This is a genomic window from Persicirhabdus sediminis, assembly GCF_016595495.1.
Taxonomy (GTDB): Bacteria; Verrucomicrobiota; Verrucomicrobiia; order Verrucomicrobiales; family Akkermansiaceae; genus Persicirhabdus; species Persicirhabdus sediminis.
Genome location: NZ_JAENIM010000045.1, coordinates 121,829 through 146,582, shown reverse-complemented (window position 1 = coordinate 146,582; position 24,754 = coordinate 121,829). Strand labels below are relative to the sequence as shown.

Genomic DNA, 24,754 nt, shown 5'->3' with positions numbered 1-24,754 from the left:
GGCTGGATGACCACGGGTGGCACTCGCTGAGCTCGCTTACCCGCGGCTAAAGTCTGTAAGCCCTCCGGGCTAGATTAATAGCGGTGGATCAAGTTGTGCAATTAAAGCTCAGATTGTCTGTCTGGCTATTTCGCGCTCTTGCAGAGCTGATATCTTTGTTGTGGCGCGGTCCTATGGTTGCGTTGCGCCTTCGGTGCTGCTTGATCCTAGGCTGGGCTGTTTTATGCCTTTGGCATTTTTTGCGAGTCGAGGACAAGCATGTTCAGACCTTTGGCATTGGCGCCGGTTTAGCTAGCCGGAGGTTTCATTGCAAAGGTCTGAAAACTGAAAACTTTCCTCTGAAAACTATCCTATTCCACTTTATCAAGGTGATCTTGGCAGTATTCCTTACCGTCTTTGCTGCGGAAGTGGTGGTCAGGGTGGGAGATTTCTGTGGCGCCACAGACGCTGCAGCGGTGGAAGGCGTCATCCGTACTGACGGATGATTTCATGTACTTGCGACGACGGCTAGCTGAGTACTGGCGGTTTTTTGCTCCCATGATCGCGCGTGGCACGACGGCAAAAAAGAAGTTGGATAAACACAGGGCGTTGAACGCAAAGATCAGCGGGTGGGTGAGGCTCTGCATGAGCACCAATCCACCGAGGATGGCGGCTAGGATCCAAATCTGCACCGGCAGGATAAAAAACAGCAGGATGGTGAACTTGGGGTGAATGGTGGCAAAGGCAAAGAAAATGGAGAAGCCTAAAAGCAGAGCAGCGCCCGGTGGCGGGTAGCCAGTGAGCAGCTGGAAGCCGAGGCTGGCGAGCAGCGCTGAGATGTATCCCCAGAAGACGTAGAGGTTGCAGCGGAAAACGCCCCATTCTTGCTCGAGCGCATCGCCGTAGGTAAAGAGAAGCATGGTGGCAAAAACCATAAACAATAGGCCCATTGGCGAGAACCCAGAGCTCGCTTTGGCGGCAAAGATAAAGGTGATCACCCGCCAGACTTCTCCTTGCATGATTTTTACCAAATCAAACTGCAGAGCTTTTTCTAGATCTGGCTGAAATGCTCCCAGCAGGTAGACTCCGAGGAAAAAGAGTGCCAAGTAGCGAACTAGCCCAGGAGTGGCTAGCCGACCGAAGCGGTTTTCTAAGCGATTGAGAAAGGCGTCCATGTGCGGCAATCAAAGTCAGCTGAGCGAGAATTTCAACCCAAATTGCCAGCTGATGGATGATGATGGTCAGATCTACCGGAGAAAGTTTTTAAAATAGTGTGGAAATCTGGAGATATATGCCGTGTGAAGTTTTGATTTGTGTGATGTGTTGGCTGCCTGGTGTGTGGGTCGAGTGGCATTTCTCAGCAGAAATGATAGTTGCTGGCGGATTTGTTGGCCCATTTCTTGACAATTTTAGGTTTTTAGGGGGAGTTTAAAAGGTTCTAAATATCAATAAGTCATACAGGTTTGCCTTGGGGGTTTTGGCGACTCAAAAGCCAGCTGAGATGGCTGGTTTTTTGCCTGAATCGTCAGAGCATTTTATCATCGAAGGCTGATTTTTTGTATCAATTTGTTCTGAGGAGTGATTGAAAATTAAATGCTTAATAGATTTAGTTCTGCTAGGGTATATTTTAATTTCAATAACAGAGTGTGTCTGACAGCGTTGATAGAATAAGGGGTGTGACGTGGGGTGATAGTTAGGCTAACTTAAGTAAAATGACGCATTTTTGCCCCAGATGGGCGTAAAAATTTGCAAAAACTCAAATTTTTTTAGCGCAAGGCTTAATCGGTTAATTTAAACAAATGATTTGCGATTTCCTCTATTTGAACGATTTACGTTTTGAAATGAATGCTTGATCCGAAATGAGGGATCGATATCATTGCTTTACGGGTGGGTATATTTAGGTCTAACCTACACGTGGATTTCGGATGCACATTTACAGCAAACGATTCATCTGCATATCACCCAGATGCCAACTTATGGCCATAGCGTCTAAGGAAGCTCACGAAAAAGCCCGGAAAATCAACAACACAAATCAATACGAAAATGATTAAAAACACATTGATACTAGGTCAAGCGGCTGTCGCCCTCGCTACTTGTGGCCTTCTTACTACGGGCGCCCAAGCCCAGTCCGCTACTTCAGAACCTGTAGGTTATAATACTGTCACCTGTTTGCCAGATTCAGATACGGTTTTGTCGGCACCACTTACGGCAGAAAAAGCTCATCAAGGCGCGATATCAGCGGCCCCTACAGAGAATGCAGATCAAGCGGTTCTGACGTTCAGCGATACTAGTTTCGATACTGATGCCTTTGCATCTTTGTACTACGTGACCTTCACTTCAGGAAATAAAGTTGGCAACTATTATCAAGTTTTGTCTAATACTGACAATTCGATCACCGTAGCTCTTAATGGTGATACTTTGCTTGCTTCAGGTAATGCGGTACAAAGTGGTGATTCGCTGGTCGTTGCGAAGTTTTGGACTCTAGATACCTTATTCCCGCCAGCCGACCAAGTGACTGTAGTTGAGTCTAGCTCAACATCAGCACGTAATAGGCGCACTCAGATTTTGTTGCCAGATTCGGTTTCAAAAGGAATTAACTTAGCTCCAAATCGCGTCATGTACTTGAGCGGTGGTGCTTGGTTAGAGGCTACAAACTCTAACGTAGAGGCTGGATCTACTATTATTTGGCCTGATTCATATTTCATCGTACGTCATCCATCAAGTGTAACTGAGGCTACTACTTACACAATTAGCGGGGGTGTTGACATGAATCCTTCAATCAAAATTCCCCTTTTCACTAATACTGACAGCAAACAAGATAATTTCATTGCTATTCCACGACCTGTTGGAGTGAAACTGAAAGATCTTGGTTTGCATGAAACTGAGGCATTTGTTTCAAGCTCATCAACGAGTGCTCGGAATAGGAAAGATACAATTTTAGTATATGATAATAATAATCCAGGACTGAATAAGGCACCTAGTAAAATTTATTATTATGTGAGTGGGTCTCCTGGAAATTGGGTAGATGCTGGAGATGGTTCAGTCTCTGATGATGTTGAGTTGGAAGCATCTCAAGGTTTTATCATCCGCAAGGCTGAGACTGTTGATGGGGCAACAGTTTTTTGGAATAACACTCCAACATACTAAAACACAAACACACTAACAAAATAGAACGGTAATGAAAATTATAGGACTTAATATTTTAGCACTCCTTTTGACTGCTATTGTAGCTCAGGCTTCAATAACTATTACATGGGGTTTTGGCTCGCTGCGAGACAGTTCGGGCAACGTTGTGCCAGAGGGCGCCACTGTAGTCATGTTTGTTGACACTGGTGGAGGCTTACCTTCTGCAGATGATCTTTCAGGGGCAGTTTTGACTACTGGCCAGACTGTGGGAGGGTCGGAAATCTTAGACATTTTTGCTACGTCTGATGCAGTTGACCCAGGTGGTGTAGAGGAGACACGTACATACACACTGGATGGTAACATTGCATCAGGTGCTGATATTGGCATTTATTGGTTTCTTGATGGTGTGTCATCAGGCGATACACTTACAGGTGGAGAAAGCTATGGATCTTTCACTAGCAGTGATGTCGGAGTTTTTGGTGATTGGAACATGACTGTACCAAATGACGGTTCAGCTGTTAACATCTTATACTACGATACAAGTTTAGGTGGAGGTGTATCTGAATCAGACTTTTGGGCTTCTAATAACGTTGCAGTCCCAGAGCCATCAAGCTTGGCGCTGATTGGTCTTGGTGCGATTGGATTTATCATCCGTCGTCGCAAGTAATGATCTAATTATTCACTGGCGAGAGCCGGTGAGACATTGATTTATTAGGGCAGATCTCATGATGAGGTCTGCCCTTTTTGTTGTTTTTAATTTGGCGAGCTGGCTGGGTTTTACGGGCTAGATTTTTCTAGCTGGGCGGAATGGCTGATTGGGGTATAGGTGTCCGCGCCTGCAGCGGTTTGTGATTTCCAGCTGGGTGTGTGTTTGAGTGATGCTGAGTTTGGCCGCATTTTCAGCTGGTGAACTTATGCCATTCTCTCTGGGGATTAGTTCGCGTGGTTTTGATTAGCGCTAACAAAACCGACGGGCTCAGCAAGCTGGGCAGCTTATTGAAAAGTGCTGTGATATTTGCTGGCGGAGTGATGTCTCGTTGGTGGGCTGGCGAGCTAGGTCTGGCTGGTATTGTGGCTTTTGCCCCAGCCATGTAGCAAGTGACATGTGGGGCTCTCATTAGTGGCTGATATTGTTATCTTTGCCGCTTATTTTGACTTTTAATAAGCTGTTTAAGCAAACGGTTACAGAGATTGAAAAATCAGCGCGTGGCTGACGTTATATACGTGTCAGATCGATAGACAAATTAATCATGAAAAATCAAGCGATACACGGCGTAGCAGCCGCATTGGCATTGGGCACGGTAGCATTGAGTGCCGGCGAAGAATCATTGGCTAACTATGTACAAGAAGACGCCGCTCAGCAGTGGGGGGTGAAGGTGGACTACACACTTGCAAGCAAGTACATGACCCACGGTTTCAAAGTAGGTGGTGACAACTGGTCACACCAGCCAAGCCTGACGCTTGATACTGCTATTGAAGGTCTTCAATTCACATATTGGGCAGCGTTCACAGATGAGCGTGCGCTGAATGATGCTGATGAAATGGACTTCATGCTCACTTACCAGAAGACACTGAACGAAGACAGTGACTGGGCAGTGAACGTTCACGGATTGGTGAACTACTGGCTGTACCCACACCAGAAGGTTGATGTTGACCGCAATGGTGCACCAAGCAACTCGATTTCAAATTACCAGGGCCTGAAGATGCACATCGGTGCTAGCCTGCCTAAGCGAATTTCTCTAGCTGACGGTATCTTCTTGGTACCTAGCTACAATATCTACTACTGGATGCCTACTACTGGTGACCAGTTTGACGATGGATTTGTGCACGAGCTCTTCCTCAGCACATCTATCCCGATGAACATTTCTTCATGCAAGTACGTGCCTGATCACTTCACTCTGGGTGGTAGCGTAAACTACAACACTGGTGTATTTGGTGTTGAGTCTGGCTGGAGCCACGCAACTGCACACATTGGTACAAGCGCACCAATCACAGATAGTCTTTCATGGAATGCTGGTCTGAACTACCAGTGGACATTTGAAGATACTGTAAACCCAGACGGCGACGAGTTCTGGGGCCAAGTTGGTGTGAGCTGGAGTTTCTAATTCCTCACACGCGAAGCTAAATTTATACGAGCTGGGCATCCTTCATTGGGTGCCCAGTTTTTTTGTTGGGGGAAATGGCATGTTGGCTGGCGATTCCAGCTGGTTGTGGCCAGTTCATTTCGCCTGCGGGGAATGTTCTAGCTAGGATGTGGGGAAAATGACATTTTTTGGCGCCCATTCAGGGCACGTGCGTTTTGATGATTTGCTCTCAGGGCTGAAGCCATGAGCTTTGTTCTTTGCCGCCTGCAGCGTCACCTGAAAATGATCCCTCTCAGATTGATCCCTCTCAGATTGTCTGTCTGGCTATGGAGCGGGGATGCCGATGGCTGTGTTGCGCTCTTTCAGAGCTGGGATTTTGTGTGGTGCTGGTGACCTATGGTTGCGTTGCACCTTCGGTGCTGCCTTACCATAGGCTAGGCTGTTGTATGCCTTCGGCATTTTCGCAGGTTCTAGCTGGGTGGTTCTAGCTGAGCGGATGGTTCTAGCTGAGCGGGTGGTTCTAGCTGAGCGGATGGTTCTAGCTGAGCGGATGGTTCTAGCTGAGCGGATGGTTCTAGCTGAGCGGATGGTTCTAGCTGAGCGGATGGTTCTAGCTGAGCGGATGGTTCTAGCTGAGCGGATGGTTCTAGCTGGGGTCATTCCATTTCCCCTACGGGGAATGATCTAGCTGGCTAGGTGACCACGGGTGGCGCTCGCTGGGCTCGCTTACCCGCGGCTAAAGTCTGTAAGCCCTCCGGGCTAGATGATTAGGGTGGATTTATTGTCTGTCAGCTATGCTGTGTTGCGCTCTTTCAGAGCTGTGATTTTGTGTGGTGCTGTGACCAATGGTTGCGTTGCACCTTCGGTGCTGCCTTACCATAGGCTAGGCTGTTGTATGCCTTCGGCATTTTCGCAGGTTCTAGCTGGTTTGTTCTAGCTGGGCTCGCTTACCCGCGGCTAAAGTCTGTAAGCCCTCCGGGCTAGATTGTTAGCTGTGGATGAGGTTGCCTAATTGAGTTTGTAGATTTAGCTAGCTGGAGGTTTCAATGCAAAGGTCTGAAAACTGAAAACTGAAAACTTGAAAAACTATCCCTACTCAATCTCCGCAGATGATGCGGATGAGGGCATCTAGCGAAAAGAAGTGGTCTTTAGGGTGAGAAATTGATGTTGGTTCTGGTTTCATGATTTTTTGAGAATGTGGATTGTTGGAAAAAAACGAGCCGAGCCACTGGTTAGTAGCTCGGCTCATTGATAAATTGATAGATCAGTTGCCTAGCCGTGGTGAGATGGGATCTCGATGCCGAGTGCTTGTGCAAGGCGGCCACCGTATTCGGCGTCCGCGCGGAAGAAGTTGCACAGTGCGCGCAGTTGGATGTCTTTGTTAGTCACCTGGCTGAGTGATCCAGCTAGGTTTTCTATCAGGCGTTGTTTTTCGCCATCGTCCATCAGGCGGTAGAGATCGCCGGCTTGGATGAAGTCGTCTTGTTGGTAGTCTCTAGCTTGTGCCGCGGCATCACCAGAAACTGCCATTGGTGTTGGTTTGTGCTCTGGCTGCTCGTTGACATTGTCGAAGCTATTTGGCTCGTAGTTAGGGGCATCGCCAGCGGCGCCGTCATACATGAAGCCGTCGCGTTGGTGGTTGCTAGCGCTGCGCGCCATGTACGGGCAGTTGACTGGCAGCTGGGTGTAGTTAGCGCCAATGCGGTAGCGGTGGGCATCTTGATAGGCGAACAGGCGACCTTGGAGGAGTTTGTCTGGGCTGGCTTCGATGCCTGGGATGAAGTTGCTAGGGGCAAATGCGGCTTGCTCGACTTCGGCAAAGTAGTTTTTCGGGTTTCTATCCAGAACGAGCGAGCCGACGGTACGGCATGGGAACTCTGAGTGTGGCCAAACTTTGGTGACGTCAAACGGGTCGAATCGGTAGGTGGCTGCTTCCTCTTCGGTCATGGTTTGGATTTGCACATCCCACTCGGCGGTGCCGCCCTTGGCGATGGTATCAAACAGGTCGCGAGTGGCGTGGTCAGGGTCGTTGCCAACCATGGCTCTGGATTCTTCGTTAGTGAAGTTTTCAATGCCAGCTCTGGTTTTGAAGTGAAATTTTACCCAAGTACGTTTGCCGTCGGCATTAACAAATGCGTAGGTGTGGCTGCCGTAGCCATTCATGTGACGGTAGGTTTTTGGTGTTCCTCTATCAGAGAAGAGCACGGTCACTTGGTGAGTAGATTCTGGTGTGAGACCCCAGAAGTCCCACGCCATGTTGGCATCTTTACAGTGAGTGGCTGGATTGCGCTTCTGCGTATGGATGAAGTCTGGGAACTTGATCGCATCGCGGATGAAGAAGATCGGTGTATTGTTACCTACCAGATCCCAGTTGCCTTGCTCGGTGTAGACTTTGAGGGCAAATCCGCGTGGATCGCGCTCGGCGTCGCCACTACCAGCTTCACCGCCAACGGTGGAGAAACGCAAGAAGCAGGGGGATTTTTCACCTGGCTTGGTGAATGGTAGTGCTTTTGTTAGCTCAGATAGATCTTCATCGATTTGCAGGTAGCCGTAGGCGCCGGCTCCTTTGGCGTGAACAACACGTTCAGGCACGCGCTCGCGGTTGAAGTGTGCGAGTTTTTCCATCAGATGCACGTCTTGCATCAATACTGGACCGTAACGGCCAGCTGTTTGTGAGTTTTGATTATCGCCTACTGGTGCGCCGTGTGCTGTGGATAGATTTAGGGTGTCCATTGCTAAGAGCATACGAATATTTCTTTAAAAAAGAAGATTGATTCTTTAATAGTTATTATAGGTTTTACCTATAGTTGGAATCATTCTATTGTAGGTGAATGGAGATTCGGCAACTGGTTTATTTACAGTCATTGATAGAAAATGGAAGTTTTTCGTTAGCGGCGGAACGCTGTGGTGTGGCGCAGCCGTCACTGAGTCAGCAGATAAAAAAACTAGAAGATGAGCTAGGGTGTCAGCTGGTGAGCCGCGCTCGTAGCGGGGTAAAACTGACTCAGTCAGGGCACGATTTTTGGCGCAGTGCGTCATCGATTCTGCAGCAGACGCGTCAGCTGGAGGATGAGTTTCTAGCGCGCAAAGGGAGGTTTCATGGTCGCTTGAAGTTAGGTGTGATTCCAACGATTGCGCCGTATTGGCTGCCGGGGAAAATTGAAAAACTTCGTTCGTCACTGCCAGATGTGGGGATTGATTTGGTGGAAGAAAAGACAGACGTATTAAGATCTCATTTGATGAATGATGAGATTCCTTTTGCTGTTTATAGTGATTCTGATGCTACAGCGAAGGCTCCTAGCGGGCTGGAGGAGAGGATGATAGGTAGTGAGAAACTCTGGCTGGCGGTGAGTAAGAAATCGAGTCTCGCTGGCCAGCGCAGCACTTTGTTAGCCAAGCTTTCGGGCATGGATTTATTGGTGCTGCAAGATGGCCATTGTCTGAAAGACCACACGGTGAAGCTGTGTAAGGCGCATGATTTCAAACCTAATAATGGCCTGCGCTGCGCGAGCTTGGAAACATTGATTGGGCTGGTAGAGGCGGATTTAGGCATCAGCTTTATCCCAGATATGGCTAAACAATATTACCGCCATCGGGACATCGACTTCCTTACTTTGCGCGATGCTGATTTTCGTAGATCACTTTATCTGGTGAGTAAGGCGGGGAGAAAATTTGCCGGTCACGAGCAGAAGTTTATCAAGCAGCTGCTGGAACCCCTGCGGGGTTGAAGAGTGAATTTTGAAGAGAGAAGAGTGAATTTCCTGCACGATGAAACTTTTGCGCCGCTCGACATCTATCTGGAAACTGGAACCCCTGCGGGGTTGAAGAGTGAATTTTGAAGAGAGAAGAGTGAATTTCCTGCACGATGAAACTTTTACGCCGCTCGACATCTATCTGGGAGTTGTGGGGAAACTGGGAAACTGAAAACTGGAAAACTGGAAACTGAAAACTGAAAACTGGAAACTGGAAACTGAAAACTGGAAACTGAAAACTGAAAACTGAAAACTGAAAACTGAAAACTGATTTTTCCTGCTAGCTGGAATGAGCGTTGGAATTGAGAAGATTTGCAGCCTGTTTGATCCCTTTATATTTGGATTTCTGGAATTTGGGGTTACATACATGGCGTGACTGATTTTCAAACTGACGATTTACGCATAGCCAACATTGCTCCTCTTATTTCACCAGCAGTGCTGTCGTATTATCTGCCGATGACCAATGAGGCATCTGCAGTGGTAGCGAAGGCGCGTAGTGAGGCAGAGGCCATTTTGCACGGGCAGGATGATCGTCTGCAGGTGGTGGTTGGACCATGTTCTATTCATGATCCTCAAGCCGCGGTGGAGTATGCTAAGAAGCTGAAGCCACTGATTGACCAGTATGCAGGTGAGCTGCAGATTGTGATGCGTGTTTATTTTGAAAAACCACGTACCACAGTGGGTTGGAAGGGATTGATCAATGATCCACATTTGGATGGTTCATTTGACATCAACCGTGGCGTGCGCATTGCGCGTGAGCTGTTGTTGGAAATTGCCCACATTGGCGTGCCAGCTGGCACAGAGTTTCTCGATACGATTTCTCCGCAGTACTACGCTGATCTGATTGCCTGGGGGGCAATTGGCGCACGTACTACCGAATCACAGATCCACCGCGAGCTGGCTTCAGGCCTGTCGATGCCGGTAGGATTTAAGAATGGTACTGGCGGATCATGCCAGATTGCTTTTGACGCGATTCAGGCGGCCAAAGGATCTCACCATTTCCTCTCTGTGACTAAGCAGGGGGTTTCAGCGATTGTTTCTACAGCAGGAAATGACAGCTGCCACATCATTCTGCGCGGTTCATCATACGGTCCTAACTACGATGCCGAAAGCATCAAGCAGGTGACTGACAAGCTGGCTGCATCTGGCCTGCCTGAGTATGTGATGATTGATTGCTCGCACGGCAACTCACTGAAAGATTACCGCAACCAGCCGAAGGTAGCTGAGGCACTGTGTGAGCAGATTGCTGACGGATCCACTGCGATTGCTTCAGTGATGATTGAGAGCAACTTGGTAGAAGGCGCGCAAGCATTACAAGAGAAGCTGGAAGATATGACTTACGGTCAATCTGTTACTGACCAGTGCATTGGCTGGGATGATACAGAGAAACTTCTAGCTGAGTTTTCAGCTGCTGTGATCGCTAGACGTGAAGTTCTAGCTGAAAGTTAGACGTTTTAGAATATATAGTGTAATTACTAGCAAATTTAGTATTAGCGGGTGCTTCGTGTACCCGCTAGTTTTGTTTATAGAGGTAGGGGAAATTAGCACTTTTTGTAATCCTTGCTTTAGCTGAGAGAGAATAGCTAGTAAGTCTCGTATCAGTGAAAACGATCTTGCTGTGCATATGCGCCAGCTAGATTTCGGCTTGATACCAATTTAGAAAACATGATGAAAAAACAGAACTTATGGATAGCCAGTTTAGGCATGTGCGCGGCAGCTGCGCTTACGCTTGGCGCAGAAGCAGCTGATAAACCTAACGTGGTTATCATTTACGGTGATGACGTTGGTTACGGTGATGTTGGTGTTTATGGCTCGACGATGATTCCTACTCCTAACATCGATGCTCTAGCACACAGCGGTTTGAAGCTAACTGATGCGCATTGCTCGGCAGCTACTTGTACGCCATCACGCTACGCAATGCTCACAGGTAAGTTAGGTGAGCGCGATCGTGTAGGTGTGCTGCGTGGTGACGCCAAGATGACGATTCCAACAGACGTGCTAACACTTCCTAAATTGTTCCAAGCGAATGGCTATAAAACTGCGGTATTTGGCAAATGGCACCTCGGTCTGGGTGATGGCGAAGCTGCTATTAACTGGAATGAAGCCGTTAAGCCTGGCCCGCTAGAGATTGGTTTTGATTATTCTTTCCTGTGCCCATCTACTAACGACCGCGTGCCGAGTGTGTATTTAAAAAACCACCACGTGGTGAATCTAGATCCTAACGACCCGATCACAGTATCTTACTCGGGACCAATTCCAGATGACGTACCGGGCACCGAGTACCCAGATGGCAAAGTGGACCGCGAGGCGATGACATACTATCAGAGCACGCACGGCCACAATAATAGTGTGATCAACGGCATTGGCCGCATTGGTTATATGAAGGGTGGCAAGTCTGCGCTGTGGAATGATGAAGACATTTCTGATGTGCTCATCGGCGAGGTGACCAAGTACATCGCGGAAAATAAGGACGATCCATTTTTCATCTATTTTGCCTCACAGGACATCCACGTGCCGCGCACGCCGCATAAGCGATTCCAGGGGAAAACTGAGCTGGGCTACCGTGGAGATGCGATGGTGCAGTTTGACTGGACGACAGGTGAAATCATGAAGGCGCTGGAGCAAAATGGTCTGCGCGACAATACCATCATCATTTTCTCTAGTGATAATGGACCGGTTTACGACGATGGCTACGATGATGGCACGACGGTAAGAACCTCTACCAAGGCTAGCGATGGCGGGCATTTTGGTGCGGGACCACTGCGCGGTGGCAAATACCAGCTGTATGAAGGTGGCACACGTGTACCTACTATCGTTAGCTGGCCAGCTAAGATTAAGGCTGGCTCAGAGAGCGCAGCATTGCTTTCTCAGGTCGACTTACTGGCTTCATTTGCGCAGATGCTCGACTTCGAAATTCCAGCTGGTGACGCCATGGACAGCCAGGCAAACATCGCGGCGTGGCTCGGCCAGAGCGAAACTGGTAATGAGTACATCGTCGAAGAAGCGCAAGCATATGGCTGGGCGCTGCGCCACAAAAATTGGAAGTACATCCCTGCTAAAAAGAAAAAGAAGCAGGGTAGCGGTGAGCTGTACAACCTAGCCGACGACATCGGTGAAGAGAAGAACCTCGCTGAGCAGCATCCTGAGCGGGTGAAGCAAATGCAGGAAAAACTCGAACAGCTGAAGACTAAAGGTCTGCGTTAGTAGACCTAGCTCAGAGCATTCATTGACTGAAAATTTCCAGCTAGCTGGGTCCTTTTGCATCGTGCAGGAGGGCCCAGCTTTTTTGTTGCTAGCTGTGAAAAATGATCTGGTAGAGTGGGGTGGTGGGTATTAATTTACTAAACCGCGCAACTCTCGTGAACTGATGAGGTTAAAACGCTTTACTGTGCTTTTAATTGCTTCTGCTTGACGAGTAAGGGGTGGTTCGGAGCATAATAAGCAAATCTAATAAATCTATGAATGAACGATTCCCACACAAGATAGCCGGCGTGATGCTGCTGAGCTCGCTGGCAGCTGGCACCGCTGCCGCTGATGTTTCCCTACCACAGATATTCACTGACCACATGATCCTGCAGCAGCAGAGCACCAATACGATTTGGGGATTTGCCGATGCTGGCGAGAAGGTGGAGGTGACCGCTAGCTGGGGAGAAAGCGCGCGCGCAACCGCTGGAGATGATGGCAAGTGGAAGGTATTTTTGCCAACTCCCGAGCATGGCACTGGCCACAGCTTGAAGGTGCAGGGGAACAATCTCATTGAGCTCAGTGATGTGGCTATTGGTGAGGTCTGGCTGTGTTCTGGTCAGTCGAATATGGGGTGGTCGCTGCGCAGTACCTTTGCCGGCGAGACTGAGATGCCGCTGGCAAATCATCCCAATTTACGCATTTTTAAATCTCAGCGCGAGCACTGGCACGAGCCGCTAGACCAGTCGCGTGATCGCCTCGCGATGTGGAAACCATGCACCCCAGAGGTGGCTGGGTTTACTTCTGCAGTTTCTTATTGGTTTGGTAAAAAACTCCACCAAGAGCTGGATGTGCCCGTGGGCATCATCGTGCAGGCGTACGCGGGCACGCCAATCGAGGCGTGGATGCCGTGGCAGGTGCAGGAAAATGATCCACGCGCGCAGGCTCACCGAGCGAACTACGACGCGGCTGCGCAACGTCAGATAGACTCTGGCGATACCCGTGAGAAAGCGAAGGCTGTTTATGATAAGCAATTTGCCGACTACACGGCGTCCATCGACAGCGGTAATTTGATGAAAAACAAAGTCAAGCAGCTGGCGCCACCAACGATCACGCGGCCAGCTGACTGGGGTCACCAATATCCAAGCAATGTATTTAATGCGATGATCAATCCGGTGCGTCCATACGGCATCCGCGGCATGCTTTGGTACCAAGGTGAGCGCAACTCCAAAGACGCCGCGCAAGCGGTCCATTACCGCGTCCAGCTGCCCCGCATGATCGACTATTATCGCTCCAGCTGGCACGAGCTTTCAGGTGGCCATAATGATAAAGATTTCCCAGTGTATTTCACCCAGCTGCCTAGCTGGAATCCAGCGCAGACGACGCCAGTGGAAGGGCCTGAAGCAACGTGGGCAATTAACCGTGAAGCGATGCGCTTGGTCGCTGAGGAATGCCCAAATACCGGCATGTCAGTGGCCATTGATACCGGCGATGAGCTGGCGCTGCATCCGAAAAATAAAAAGCCGATTGGCTTGCGCCACGCTTATTTGGCGCTCAAGCGAGTTTACCAGAAAGACATCGTCGATATGGGGCCGCGATATGTTTCTGCAGAAATCAATGACGGCAAGGTGACGCTGAAGTTTGACTCAGTAGGCAGTGGCATGATGGCGGCGCGCGATGAGCCGCTAGATAGCTTTGCCATTGCGGGGGAAGATAAGGTGTGGCACTGGGCACAAGCCAAAATCGTTGGCGATACGGTGGTGGTTTCTTCACCGCAGGTCAGCCAGCCAGCAGCTGTGCGTTACGCTTGGGCGATGAATCCATCGAAGCGCAACCTGCTTTACAACCGCGAGGGCATCCCCGCCTCACCATTCCGCACTGACGATTGGCCATTATACGACCCAGAAGCCAAGGTGATCACGGTGAATAAACCGGAGAAAGATCAGAGCTACGAATGTGTCGACTGGCCGCGCCCAGAGATGAAGCAGTAGCCTAGATGGTGAAGGAATGATTTCCAGCTGGCGCACGAGCCAGCTGGATTTACGCGCTTGGGTTGATTTGCACCGGTCGCGGTTTGCTGGTGTATCCCTTTTTGATATTTTCCTGCATGTGAATGGAAATCTGCAGGCGTGGGATAATCTGCATGTAGCGGCTGAAGCGCTTGGCTGGGTCAAATTGAGTCATCTTGGTGATCACGTCTGCCAGCTCTGGGTGGATGCGGGGGTTGGTGGAGCGGATGTCTGGGATAGGTGTGCCCGATTGAATCCTGGCGATCGCATCCTCTGGCGCGATGTCGCCATAGGGAAGTTTTTTAGTCATCGCATACCACAGCGTGACGCCCAAGCTGTATTGATCGCTCAGCGGACTGGTCTCATTTTTCATCAACTTCTCAGGTGAGAAAAATTGAGGGTTTCCCCACAGGGCAGGTCGCGATGCATCAGCCAGCATGCCGAGGCCAAAGTTGTTTAAGCGAGTGCCGCCATTTTTGTCGTGGCGAATGTTGGCGGGACGAATATCACCGTGCACGAGGTCTTTGCTGCGCGCGGATGACAGCGCCTGACAGATGGCCAGCGCGGTTTTGCTCACCCAGATTTCGCTCAGCGTTGGGTCTTCGTCAATCAAGTCCTGCATGCTGTCCTGCGACTGCCTTTCCAGCTCGACGTACGGATGACCGTCGACGATGCCGGTGGAATAATAACGCGTGATGTTCGGGTGGCTCAGCTGCACTGCTTGTTCGTGTTCGTGCAAAATGTGCTCAACCGAATACGGTTCCAGCTGGTCTTGGTTGATGACTTTCAAACAAATCTCACGATTATCTTTCTGGTTAGTGGCCCAGTACACACGGCCCATGCGGCCAAGACGCACCAGCGCGTAGACGCGAAAGTGAGCAAAGTTCCCCGGAATAATCAGTGGTGATTCACACAGCGGGCAGACGATTTGCTGTAGCGCTGGAAAGTCGCCTGAGCTGAGCTCGCCGCCGCAGCATAGACAGGGAAAACGTGTCTCCGCAGTGGTGGTGAATACTGCTGGTTCAGCGAGCGTGGTTGAATTCGATTGATCCGTCATCATGAGAATGTAGTAAACAGCTTAGAAGCAGGGGGTGAGAGGGTGAGACAGGAGTTGTAATCGGGCGTATCATCGACAACTACATCCATTTATCAAGAGCTTTGCGTGTCTATCTGCCAATTATTGGAACGCGCGTTTTTATCGATTAACTCATTTCAGCAGGGTTTTTAAATGCTGTTTTTGCCCTAGCCAGCTGAGCCTGATTCACTTGCTTGCCAGCCACTCAGCTAGCTCGCAAATAACAGCCGGAATGCGCACAATATCCAGCTGGCTGAGCATGGGCATCAATGGCTCCAGCGGGGGCAAATTTCCACTGCTAGGCACATCCGCGTCAGCTGGCATGGGTAATGCTTGATTCCCAGCGGCAAGCGTGTTTACTTGCGCCAGTTCGCCTACACTGTAGTGGGTGAAATCCTCTTTTTTACAAATCATGAAAATCGTCGTCGCATACTCAGGTGGCTTGGACACATCAGTTCTGCTGAAGTGGCTCAAGGACAAGTACAACGCAGAAATCATCGCCTACTGCGCAGATGTGGGCCAAGCTGAAGAGCTGGATGGCCTAGAAGCCAAAGCTCTCGCTACCGGCGCCTCTAAGTGCTACATCGGCGACCTTAAAGAAGAATTCGCTAGCGATTTCATTTACCCAATGTTCCAAGGTAATGCCCTCTACGAAGGCCGCTACCTGCTCGGTACATCCATCGCTCGCCCATGTATTTCTAAAGGCATGGTAGACGTCGCCATCGCTGAAGGTGCAGACGCCATCGCCCACGGTGCTACTGGTAAAGGTAACGACCAAGTTCGTTTTGAGCTCTCCGTAGCTGCCCTCGCGCCGCACATCGAAATGATCGCCCCATGGCGTGATGACGAGTTCCGCGCTCAGTTCCCAGGCCGTGCCGAAATGATCGCCTACGCTGAGGCTAACGACATCCCAGTGAAAGCATCCATGAAAAAGCCATACTCTATGGACCGCAACCTGCTTCACATTTCTTTCGAAGCTGGCGCTATGGAAGACACTTGGCACGATGCCACTACTGATGAAGACAAAGACATGTACGTGCTTTCTGTTTCTCCAGAAGACGCACCAGACACACCTGAGTACGTTCAGTTCCTGTTTGAAAAAGGCAATGTAGTTGGCCTCAAATACGACGGTCTCGATGCCCTCATCACTGAGCTGGCTGACTTCAAAGTAGAAGGTGAAAAAGACGGTTACACACTGCTCAGCCCATACGGCGTGATGCGTGTGCTCAATGCCCTCGGTGGCAAACACGGCATCGGTCGTGTTGATCTGGTAGAAAACCGCTTTGTCGGCATGAAGTCACGTGGCGTTTATGAAACTCCAGGTGGTACCATCCTGCTCGCTGCTCACCAAGACCTCGAGACACTCACTGTCGACCGCGAAGCTCAAGCACTGCGCGACAGCCTCATTCCTAAATACGCCCAGCTCATCTACAACGGATTCTGGTTTGCTCCTGAGCGTGAAGCGCTGCAAGACCTCATCACATCCACTCAGCGTACCGTGACTGGTGAAGTTCGCCTCAAACTCTACAAAGGCAACTGCATCCAAGCCGGTCGTCGTTCACCACTTTCTCTCTACGATGAAGACGTAGCTTCCATGGAAGGTGCTGGCGAAGGCAAAGAAGAAGCGTACAACCAGAATGACGCCACTGGCTTCATCGCCCTGAACGCACTGCGCCTCAAGGCTAACGCTCGCCAAAAAGAGCAGCTGTAATTTCAGTCAGAAAATCCAGCTAGAAAATCTATCAAACCCGCGTGAGCTAGCTCATGCGGGTTTTTTGTCTCTAGCCATCCAGCTGGTCAGGAAATGCCAGCTGGCTGGATTCCTTTAACTAGACACACTAACGCTCTTGATCTGCGCGAAGACAGATTTGCCCGCTTGTAGGTCTAACTCGCTGGCCGACTTGGCGGTGAGCTTGGCGAGCAGGTGATGACCGTGGCATTCCAGCTGCACGGTGACGGCTCCTTGCTGCGCCTCAGAAATAGCCGAGACGGTGGCCGGCAGGATGTTTTGAATGCTTGACGATGTCGGTTTTTCCAAACACAGGCTGATGTCTTTGGCCGCCAGACACAATCGCAGCTGGCTTCCAGCTGGTAGATCGACAAGCGGGACCACTAGCTTGCCGATGTCGCTATCCAGCTCGCTCAGGTGGAATTCGGCATCGTGCTCGAGGACTCGCGCGTGAACGATAGAAACCGCGTTGTTAGTCAGCGCCAGCGGAGAATCTAGCTGGCTGAGCAGCTGGTCAGCTGGGCCGTGGCGCACGATGCCACCTTCGTGCATGATCACTAGCTGGTCGGCCAGCTGAGCCATTTCAGTCTGGCTGTGAGAGACGTAGATAATCGGGCAATCGAGCTCGTGGTGGATAGATTTCAGGTACGGTAGCAGCTGGGATTTGGCCTCACTATCAAGTGCTGATAGAGGCTCATCCATCAGCAAAAGCTGCGGGTTTGAGCACAGTGCTCTAGCAATTGCCACACGTTGTTTTTCTCCTCCTGATAGGCTGGCTGGACCGCGGTGTTGGTAGTCGCCAATGCCCATGATGTCGCTCGCCAGCTGCGGGGTGATTTGCCGCTGCAGCTTGGGCACGCGTTTGTAGGCGTAAGCCAAATTTCCCGCCACATCGAGGTGAGGGAAAAGCGCTGGCTGCTGCGCCAAGTACGCGAGGTTGCGCTGGTGGACGGGCACTAACTGGCGGCCATCGCGCTGCCAGCTGGTCGCCTTGAAATGCAGGTCACCGCGGCTCGGGATGAGGCCAGCAATTGCCCGCAGCAGCGTGGTTTTACCACAGCCAGATGGCCCAAATACACCGCTGATGCCGCTGGCAGGAAAGTGATGTTTTGCTTCTAGCAAAAATCCATCACGCTCGCAGAAAAGGTCAATTTCTAAGCTCAATACAGCCCTCCTCTCCGTGATTTGTTGAGCGTGAATAAAGCGCTGAGGATAACAAATGAGATGACTAACAAAATGGCGGAAAGCGCGTGGGCGGCGGGATAATTCATCGACTCAACCTGCTCGTAAATGGCGATGGAAACGACCTGAGTTTTGCCGGGGATATTGCCACCAATCATCAAAACCACCCCAAACTCACCCAAGGTATGGGCAAACCCTAAGACGCTGGCGGTGATGAAGCCAGACCATGAAAGCGGCACCACCAAAGAGAAAAAGCGGTCGAGCGGAGTGGCGCGCATTGTTGCTGCCGCATCGCTCAGCGAGCGGTCTAGGCTGCGGAAGGTATTCTGCAGCGGCTGCACGACAAATGGCAACGAGTAGATCACCGAGCCAATCACCAAACCTGAAAATGAAAATGCTAGTGAGGGCAAAGCTAGCTGGTCGGTGAGCTGGCCAATGGGGCCACGCGGGCCGAGCGCTACCAGTAAGTAAAATCCTAACACCGTGGGCGGCAGCACCAGCGGCAGCGCTACACAGGCTTCTATCAATCCACGAAAACGCGAGCGCGTATTTGCCAGCCACCACGCCAGCGGCGTGCCTATCACTAGCAAGATCACCGTGGTGATCAGGGCGAGTTCAAAGGTCAGAGTCAGTGCGGTGACTGAATTTTCGGGAAAGGTGAACAAGGTCGTTTGCGGTTCTTGTTGCCTCTAGTTTAGCTGAGAGTTCTCGCAGAAGCAAGAGAGGAGAACTCGAACTCTTTTAGTTTAAGGGCCCGTGTAATAAGGCTTTGACTGCGTCATTTTGCTCGATAAACCATTCTTCTGAATCATTGGCCTTATCGCGGGAGAATTGTTGATAGATATATCTAGCTACTTTCGTTTTTTTAGGCTCATCCTTTATACTCAGCGCTACATCAAGAGCTGCTTTAGGGTTCTCCCAAATATGATCTAAAGCAAAATTGTATCGAATCTCATCGGTGGAATAATTAATTATCCATTCTTTGAGGCCCTTTTCACCTAGTCGAAAACCACGGTTACATGCTGTAGTGATGGATCTGGAATGTAGCTCTCTGTCGTTCATGAGATCTATCCAATAGAGAGCTCCTTTGCCACTGTACCACGGCGCGTGTGAATTACGTAATAGTGCAGCAATGAATGTATCTTTTATTTCCGCTCTTTCATCTTGAGATAGCCAAGCTTTTAATTGCTCTGGATTTACTCTAGCCAGATGATTCATATGCCAAATTGCCACAGTTGATAATAGATCTACGTCATTGATTAGATTGCATAGCTGATCTAGTGCTGAGCTTGTTTCGAACTCAGTAATATGGCCACTTGCTAACAGCAGTGCAATCCGAGCTCTTTCCGATAAACCTTCGACAGTAGACAAGTATGCTGTCGCACTTTGGCTATCAAATTTTTCGTGGGGAATATTTTCATAAACAATCCTTCTTATGTCATTGTTCTGATAGGTTTTCAAATAATCCAGAATAGATGTTATGAATTCATCATTATCTCTATTAGCAAAGATGGCCTCAGATAAGATGTCATTGAGATTGTAATTCCATTCATTTACTGCGGCCTCGATGCCTAAGGGAATATTGTTTGATAGTAGTGTAGGGAATAATCTTTCGTGAAGTCTGCCAGAAGATAAGGCTGGCTGAGAGCCCGAAGTATTGGGCTCATTGACAAGTTTTGTATAGAAGGCTTTTAGGTCCTCTGAGTCATGCTGCTCCCACTGCGCGAGTACTCTGGCTGACATCTGTGTGTTTCCTGTAGCTGTGGCATATGCATAGGATTTTTCCTTACTCAATGCCGTGTACCACTCTATAAGCATGTCGGCTAAATATGTTGATGTAGTAGATGGCTGCTCTTTCTCGATAGCTTCTACATAAGGCAATAATTCTTCGACTTCACTGATATCTAGACTTTTTACTCTCAGCCAAATATTATGTTGGGTATCAAGGTCTTGATAAAATAATCCGAGGGCAAGATAGTTGGACTGAGCGATTAGGGATTGGGTATCGTCTATGAACTTTACCTTATCGAAGTTCCCTGAGCTGGCACTGCTAACTTCGTTCTGATTTAGGTTTTGATTACCGTCGGAGTTTGATTTTGAGGCTACTGTTATTAAGACACCAAAGATACATCCTAATAACAAGAGGGTTGCTATGCATTTTTTCATGATTGTTTTTGGGTCCTCTTATTTGGTGATGCAATTTTGAATATCTGCTGGCTGGGAATTTAGCCACTGCTCTGGCTTAAGCTCATTATTCGTATTATATTTTAGCCAGCGACTATACTTTATATAAAGCTCATTAAGGTAATGTTTTCTATATATCTCCTCTTGAATCTTCATGGCCCATTTCATATTTAGATTCATGCTTTGCTCTTCAGAACCATCAGTTAAGGACGAGTTTTGTATTTTTAGGTAAATAAGCTTATCTATTTCCAATCGGTTTGAAAGTAGCTTTAAAACTTCATCAGTTTTAGGGTTAGCAGGAGCTATTTCCCACGCAATAAATGCATCTACAAACCATTCGTCTTCGATTTTGTAGTGTTCTGAAAAACCTTCGATAACTGCTTTTTGAATGAAGAAGTTAGGATCGCATTTTGAGGCTTTTTTGAATAATGCGGATAATAGTCTAGACTTATCAGCGTTCTTAATCCAGTCGGCAGATTCTATAGTTTCAAGATAAGTATCTAGATGAGCATCGCTATAATTTTCGACCATGTCCTGAAGAGTATCAAGTCTCAGCGTTAGGTTAGGTATTATTTTTAATATGCTATTCAAATCCTCGCCTTGCGTATTAAGTTGATGTAAAATAAAGGCCATTCGAGGGCTTGCCCCTAATATTTCGTGAGGAGTGACTGTCTTGAATTTATTCGTTCCGAGGCTATCAAGAGAGGAAAGAAAGGCCTCTCGATCATGAGTGAAGGAGGCATAATCTAGCGCGCTCAATATATAGAAATCATTGTTACCGAGTCTAGATACGTAAATTACACCATTCGGGTCTAAGTACCTTTCACTTGCTGATTCATGATCAATGGTTAACCAAGTGATCATGAAGGATCTCATTAGGCGATTTAGGACTTCTACCGGCGTTCTATACTCTGATAGGATGACTTCTTCTGCGCTTCTTGGGTTTATTTTGACTAATGCAGATAATAATTCTTCAGCAGTACCGAAGCGGCTCCTATGAGTATATTTGATATCAGGCAGCATTTCTTTGAGTACGAAACCTAATTCATGCTCATTGAAATCTGAAATGATAGATCGTAGTTTACTGCGTTCAAGATACCCTAAGGAATAATTTTCATTAGATTCAAGAAAAGATGAGATTTGCTCTAAAGCTTGTTTATTAGCGATCGCTTGCTCTGGCTTCTTTATTTTAACACTCTTAGCTTCTACATGAGATTCCGCAGGTTCAGAATGATTAGGCTGGAATCGTTCAGCCATGCGAGCTGAGGAGTATGCACCTATGGCAAAAGCAATGCTTCCGTAACTAATGAGTTTGAAATTTCGCCCTTTCACGGAAGCCTGATAACAGAGTGCTTATTTTATTCAACTATGCAAACAAGAATCAGGGGAGTTAGATTGTTGCTGTTATGTTGGGGGGGCGAGCGGTTGTGACTCTATGGCACAAGATACCCAGACATCTTAATGATTTCCTGTGCTTGTGGGGAAAATAGAAATTGATAGAAAATCTCTGCACTAGGGGAGTTTGAGAGTAGTACAGCTTGTTGCGCTATGGGGGGATGGTGTGTCTGGGGGGCGAGCCAGTGTGATCCGGAGGTCTTATGGTTAGCTGAATTGAGGACTTGTGAGTAGGCGATGAACCCTAGCTCCGCGTTGCCACTGGTGATGAATTGATAGGTCTGATTGATATTTTCTCCGGTGACGATTTTAGAGCGTAACGATTGATAGAGCTCGAGGTGTTTAAGTGTCTCTGAGCTGGCTTTGCCGTAGGGCGCTAGCTTTGGGTTGGCGATGGCTAGATGCTTAAAACTGTTTGGGGACTTGAGGATGTAGCCTTGAGGGTCGACAAGCTTTGGGTCAGGGCTCCACAGGCACAGTTGGCCAATGGCGTAGGTTTTTGGAGCTGACTTTGTGAGTCCAGATTGTTGCAGCTTTAGTGGCCGTTGACTGTCAGCTGATAGAAATATATCGTATGGGGCACCATTGGATATTTGAGAGAAATGTTTGCCGCTAGAACCTAGCGAAACAGTAACGTTAATGTCGTGGTCTGCTTTGAAGGCCTCGACAAGGACCTTGGCGGCTGAAGCGAAGTTGCTAGCCACGGCAATGGTGATTTCCTTGTCATCGGTGCTTTGCTCGCTTTTTTTGCAGCCACTGACAGTGATCGCTAATAGAGCTAGCAAGGATAGATAGATGGTGCGCATGCGTCTCACTCCATCTCTTGGTTGACTATTTTGACTGGCGCATCTGGTAGCGCGTTGAGGAATTTTTTCCCGTAGCGTTTGGTGACCACGCGGTTGTCGAGAATCACCACCATGCCTTTGTCTTTTTCTGAGCGGATTAATCGGCCGACTCCTTGGCGTAGCTTGATGATCGCCTCGGGCACGGAGTAGTCCATAAATGGATTGCCACCTTCTTCTTCGATCGCTTCTAACTTGGATGCCACCAGCGGGTGGTCTGGCACCGCAAATGGTAGCCGGGTGATGATGACGTTAGAAAGCGCCTCACCCGGCACATCAACACCCGCCCAAAAACTATCAGTGCCAAACAGCACCGAGCTAATGTCCTCGCGGAAGATTTCCACCATGCGATGGCGCGGCGTGCCGTCACCTTGAACCAGCAGCTGCCAGTCGTTATCGCGGAAGAATGATTTCATCGCATCGGCGACGTTGCGCATCAGCCGGTAGCTGGTGAATAATACAAAGGCTTTGCCGTTAGAATATTTGATCACACGCTGCAGCCAGTGCACCATGGCCTTTTCGTAGCGCTCACTATCAGCTGGGTCTGGCATCGATTTGATGACGTAGACTTCCATCTGCTCTTTGTAGTTAAATGGGCTGCCAATCTTTACCGCGGTTGAGTCTTCGGCTCCCACGCGGGTGCGGAAGTAGCTCAGGTCTTGGTCGCCAGTGCCTAGCGTGGCGCTGGTGAGCACACAAGTTTTGCCCGGCCTAAACATCAGCTGGCGGAGGCGATCAGCCACGTTGATAGGCGCTGCTCGTAAGTTGAGCACGTCGCCGTCACGGCCACCTTTTTCCACCCAGTAGACCGAGTCTTCGTCTTCTTGATCGAGAAACATGCGCACGCTAGAATGCGCCTCACGCATGCGCCGGGCGGCATCCAATAGCTCAGCTCGTGTGGTGGCTTCTTTTTCTAACTTCTCAGCAGCGTCTTCTATCTGCAGCCAAAATTTCCGCAGCGGTTCAGCCAGCGTATTTTCACACAGTTCTGGCTGGCGGATACGGCATTCTTTGCCAAATTTACCAAACTCGACTTGCTCGCCCACGGCATAGAAAAAGTCATCCACCTCTTCTATCAGGTCTTTGGCGGCGGTGATGGCACCAGCGTGGCGCAGCGTTTTCAGCACGCCCTTTTTGCTGCGAGGGTTGTACAGCCGGTTGATGTCAAATTTCAGGCTCGACTGCGATAACCGCAGCCCTAACTGGACGGCAGCGACGTGCTCCATGGTATGAGCCTCGTCAAAAATAACAAAGTCGTTAGGAAAGATGTAACCATCGTCTTTATCGTCGAGCTCGGCGATGTCTAGCAGCGAGAAGAAAAGCGTATGGTTGAGCACCACGATGTTGGCTTCCTCAGCCACTTTTCTAGCTTCCTGATAGAAACAATTACCGCGTCGGCCACACTTGCGCACGGTACACACGGCACCGTCACTGCAGACCAAACTCCAAACTTTTGGGCTCGGCTGGAAGTCCAGATCACTGAGTGTGCCGTCGCGTGTGCCTTCGGCCCAATCCCAGATTTGTTTGAGCTCTTTGACCTCGCTATCAGTGAAGAGATCACCTTTCTGCTCCATCGCGCGGCGCAATCTAGCTGGGCAGACGTAGTTGCCGCGGCCTTTGAGAATGGCGGCTTTGAAATCGATGCCGAGCAGCTTTTTCACCATCGGGATGTCTTTGCCGATGAGCTGTTCTTGCAGGTTGATGGTATGGGTAGAAATGATCGCCTTGCGGTTCTTTTCTATGGCAAAACGAATGGCAGGCAGCAGGTAGGCGAGCGATTTGCCCACCCCAGTGCCTGCTTCCGCGCAGAGCACTTGGCGTCCCTCCAGGCACTCAGCCACCTTGACGGCGAGTTGCTGCTGCTGCTGGCGGTATTCGAAGTCGGGGGATTTTGACAATAACCCGCTGGTGGAAAATGCCTCCTGCATTTCCATGGCGAGATCATTACTGCCAGCGGCCCCAGGGCCATTTTCTGCGAGTCCAATCATGTGCGAGTGGTAGTTTTAGCGCAGACTCCCACCGGCGGCAAGACGTGTGCAGGGATTTTTTTTCAGCTAGCTCAGTGATGATTTACTGTCGCCTCCGGCTGGTAGTTATCATCTCATCAGCTGGGATGTCAGATGAATCGTTAGGCCGCCAGTTTATGTGTGACTTGATTTTTGATATTCTGGCTGATTTTTCTAATAAATGGGCCGCGGGGAGGATATAACATTT

At 49.3% G+C, this 24,754-nt stretch carries 19 protein-coding genes; 8 read left to right on the top strand and 11 right to left on the bottom strand.

Features of this window, described 5'->3' with window-relative positions:
* Positions 1-350: 350 nt before the first annotated feature.
* Positions 351-1,154 carry a rhomboid family intramembrane serine protease gene (locus JIN82_RS15015; RefSeq protein ID WP_200312482.1) on the bottom strand — a complete coding sequence of 268 codons (804 nt, stop codon included), beginning with the start codon at positions 1,152-1,154 and terminating at the stop codon, positions 351-353.
* Between the two features lie 868 nt (positions 1,155-2,022).
* Here JIN82_RS15015 and JIN82_RS15010 point away from each other — a divergent pair.
* The 3 genes from JIN82_RS15010 (at position 2,023) to JIN82_RS15000 (ending at position 5,210) form a co-directional block, all read left to right on the top strand.
* A complete protein-coding gene (locus tag JIN82_RS15010) occupies positions 2,023-3,126 on the top strand; it encodes a TIGR02597 family protein (RefSeq protein ID WP_200312481.1) in 1,104 nt (367 codons plus the stop codon).
* A 31-nt stretch (positions 3,127-3,157) separates the two neighbouring features.
* Positions 3,158-3,772, top strand: coding sequence for a PEP-CTERM sorting domain-containing protein (locus JIN82_RS15005; RefSeq protein WP_200312480.1), 615 nt, complete (start codon positions 3,158-3,160; stop codon positions 3,770-3,772).
* A 583-nt stretch (positions 3,773-4,355) separates the two neighbouring features.
* Entirely contained in the window at positions 4,356-5,210 is an 855-nt protein-coding gene (locus JIN82_RS15000) for a hypothetical protein (RefSeq protein WP_200312479.1), read from the top strand.
* A gap of 303 nt (positions 5,211-5,513) precedes the next feature.
* On the opposite strand, the gene JIN82_RS14995 is transcribed toward JIN82_RS15000, so the two are convergent.
* Positions 5,514-5,849 (bottom strand): hypothetical protein, encoded by a 336-nt coding sequence (locus JIN82_RS14995; RefSeq protein WP_200312478.1) that lies wholly within the window; start codon positions 5,847-5,849, stop codon positions 5,514-5,516.
* A gap of 612 nt (positions 5,850-6,461) precedes the next feature.
* Positions 6,462-7,922 carry a catalase gene (locus JIN82_RS14990; protein ID WP_200312477.1) on the bottom strand — a complete coding sequence of 487 codons (1,461 nt, stop codon included), beginning with the start codon at positions 7,920-7,922 and terminating at the stop codon, positions 6,462-6,464.
* A gap of 98 nt (positions 7,923-8,020) precedes the next feature.
* On the opposite strand from JIN82_RS14990, the gene JIN82_RS14985 reads away from it, so the two are divergent.
* The 4 genes from JIN82_RS14985 (at position 8,021) to JIN82_RS14970 (ending at position 14,115) form a co-directional block, all read left to right on the top strand.
* Positions 8,021-8,917, top strand: coding sequence for a LysR family transcriptional regulator (locus tag JIN82_RS14985; protein WP_200312476.1), 897 nt, complete (start codon positions 8,021-8,023; stop codon positions 8,915-8,917).
* Positions 8,918-9,313: 396 nt separating this feature from the next.
* Positions 9,314-10,390, top strand: a complete 1,077-nt coding sequence (locus tag JIN82_RS14980) for a 3-deoxy-7-phosphoheptulonate synthase (protein WP_200312475.1) — start codon at positions 9,314-9,316, stop codon at positions 10,388-10,390.
* Positions 10,391-10,606: 216 nt separating this feature from the next.
* The gene (locus tag JIN82_RS14975) at positions 10,607-12,145 is read left to right on the top strand and encodes a sulfatase family protein (RefSeq protein WP_234042077.1); all 1,539 of its coding nucleotides are present in this window, start codon (positions 10,607-10,609) and stop codon (positions 12,143-12,145) included.
* A gap of 254 nt (positions 12,146-12,399) precedes the next feature.
* Positions 12,400-14,115: a sialate O-acetylesterase gene (locus tag JIN82_RS14970; RefSeq protein WP_200312474.1), complete on the top strand. Its 1,716-nt coding sequence runs from the start codon at positions 12,400-12,402 to the stop codon at positions 14,113-14,115.
* A gap of 49 nt (positions 14,116-14,164) precedes the next feature.
* On the opposite strand, the gene JIN82_RS14965 is transcribed toward JIN82_RS14970, so the two are convergent.
* Together JIN82_RS14965 and JIN82_RS14960 are read right to left on the bottom strand one after the other, a co-directional pair.
* The gene (locus JIN82_RS14965; protein WP_200312473.1) at positions 14,165-15,193 is read right to left on the bottom strand and encodes a serine/threonine protein kinase; all 1,029 of its coding nucleotides are present in this window, start codon (positions 15,191-15,193) and stop codon (positions 14,165-14,167) included.
* 201 nt (positions 15,194-15,394) lie between these two features.
* The gene (locus JIN82_RS14960) at positions 15,395-15,622 is read right to left on the bottom strand and encodes a hypothetical protein (RefSeq protein WP_200312472.1); all 228 of its coding nucleotides are present in this window, start codon (positions 15,620-15,622) and stop codon (positions 15,395-15,397) included.
* Here JIN82_RS14960 and JIN82_RS14955 point away from each other — a divergent pair.
* Entirely contained in the window at positions 15,621-16,919 is a 1,299-nt protein-coding gene (locus JIN82_RS14955) for an argininosuccinate synthase (RefSeq protein ID WP_200312471.1), read from the top strand. The two genes, JIN82_RS14960 and JIN82_RS14955, sit on opposite strands and share 2 nt — an antisense overlap.
* Before the next feature lie 114 nt (positions 16,920-17,033).
* Here JIN82_RS14955 and modC read toward each other — a convergent pair whose 3' ends face one another.
* The 6 genes from modC to JIN82_RS14925 all read right to left on the bottom strand — a co-directional run bounded on the left by modC (position 17,034) and on the right by JIN82_RS14925 (position 24,528).
* A complete protein-coding gene (gene modC / locus JIN82_RS14950) occupies positions 17,034-18,101 on the bottom strand; it encodes a molybdenum ABC transporter ATP-binding protein (RefSeq protein ID WP_200312470.1) in 1,068 nt (355 codons plus the stop codon).
* Positions 18,098-18,784, bottom strand: a complete 687-nt coding sequence (modB, locus tag JIN82_RS14945) for a molybdate ABC transporter permease subunit (RefSeq protein ID WP_200312469.1) — start codon at positions 18,782-18,784, stop codon at positions 18,098-18,100. The genes modC and modB overlap by 4 nt, the downstream gene beginning before the upstream one ends.
* 76 nt (positions 18,785-18,860) lie before the next feature.
* Positions 18,861-20,285, bottom strand: a complete 1,425-nt coding sequence (locus tag JIN82_RS14940) for a hypothetical protein (RefSeq protein WP_200312468.1) — start codon at positions 20,283-20,285, stop codon at positions 18,861-18,863.
* Positions 20,286-20,303: 18 nt separating this feature from the next.
* The gene (locus JIN82_RS14935) at positions 20,304-21,635 is read right to left on the bottom strand and encodes a hypothetical protein (protein ID WP_234042076.1); all 1,332 of its coding nucleotides are present in this window, start codon (positions 21,633-21,635) and stop codon (positions 20,304-20,306) included.
* Positions 21,636-21,736: 101 nt separating this feature from the next.
* A complete protein-coding gene (gene modA / locus JIN82_RS14930) occupies positions 21,737-22,504 on the bottom strand; it encodes a molybdate ABC transporter substrate-binding protein (protein WP_200312466.1) in 768 nt (255 codons plus the stop codon).
* Between the two features lie 5 nt (positions 22,505-22,509).
* A complete protein-coding gene (locus tag JIN82_RS14925; RefSeq protein ID WP_200312465.1) occupies positions 22,510-24,528 on the bottom strand; it encodes an ATP-dependent DNA helicase in 2,019 nt (672 codons plus the stop codon).
* Positions 24,529-24,754 lie beyond the last annotated feature (226 nt).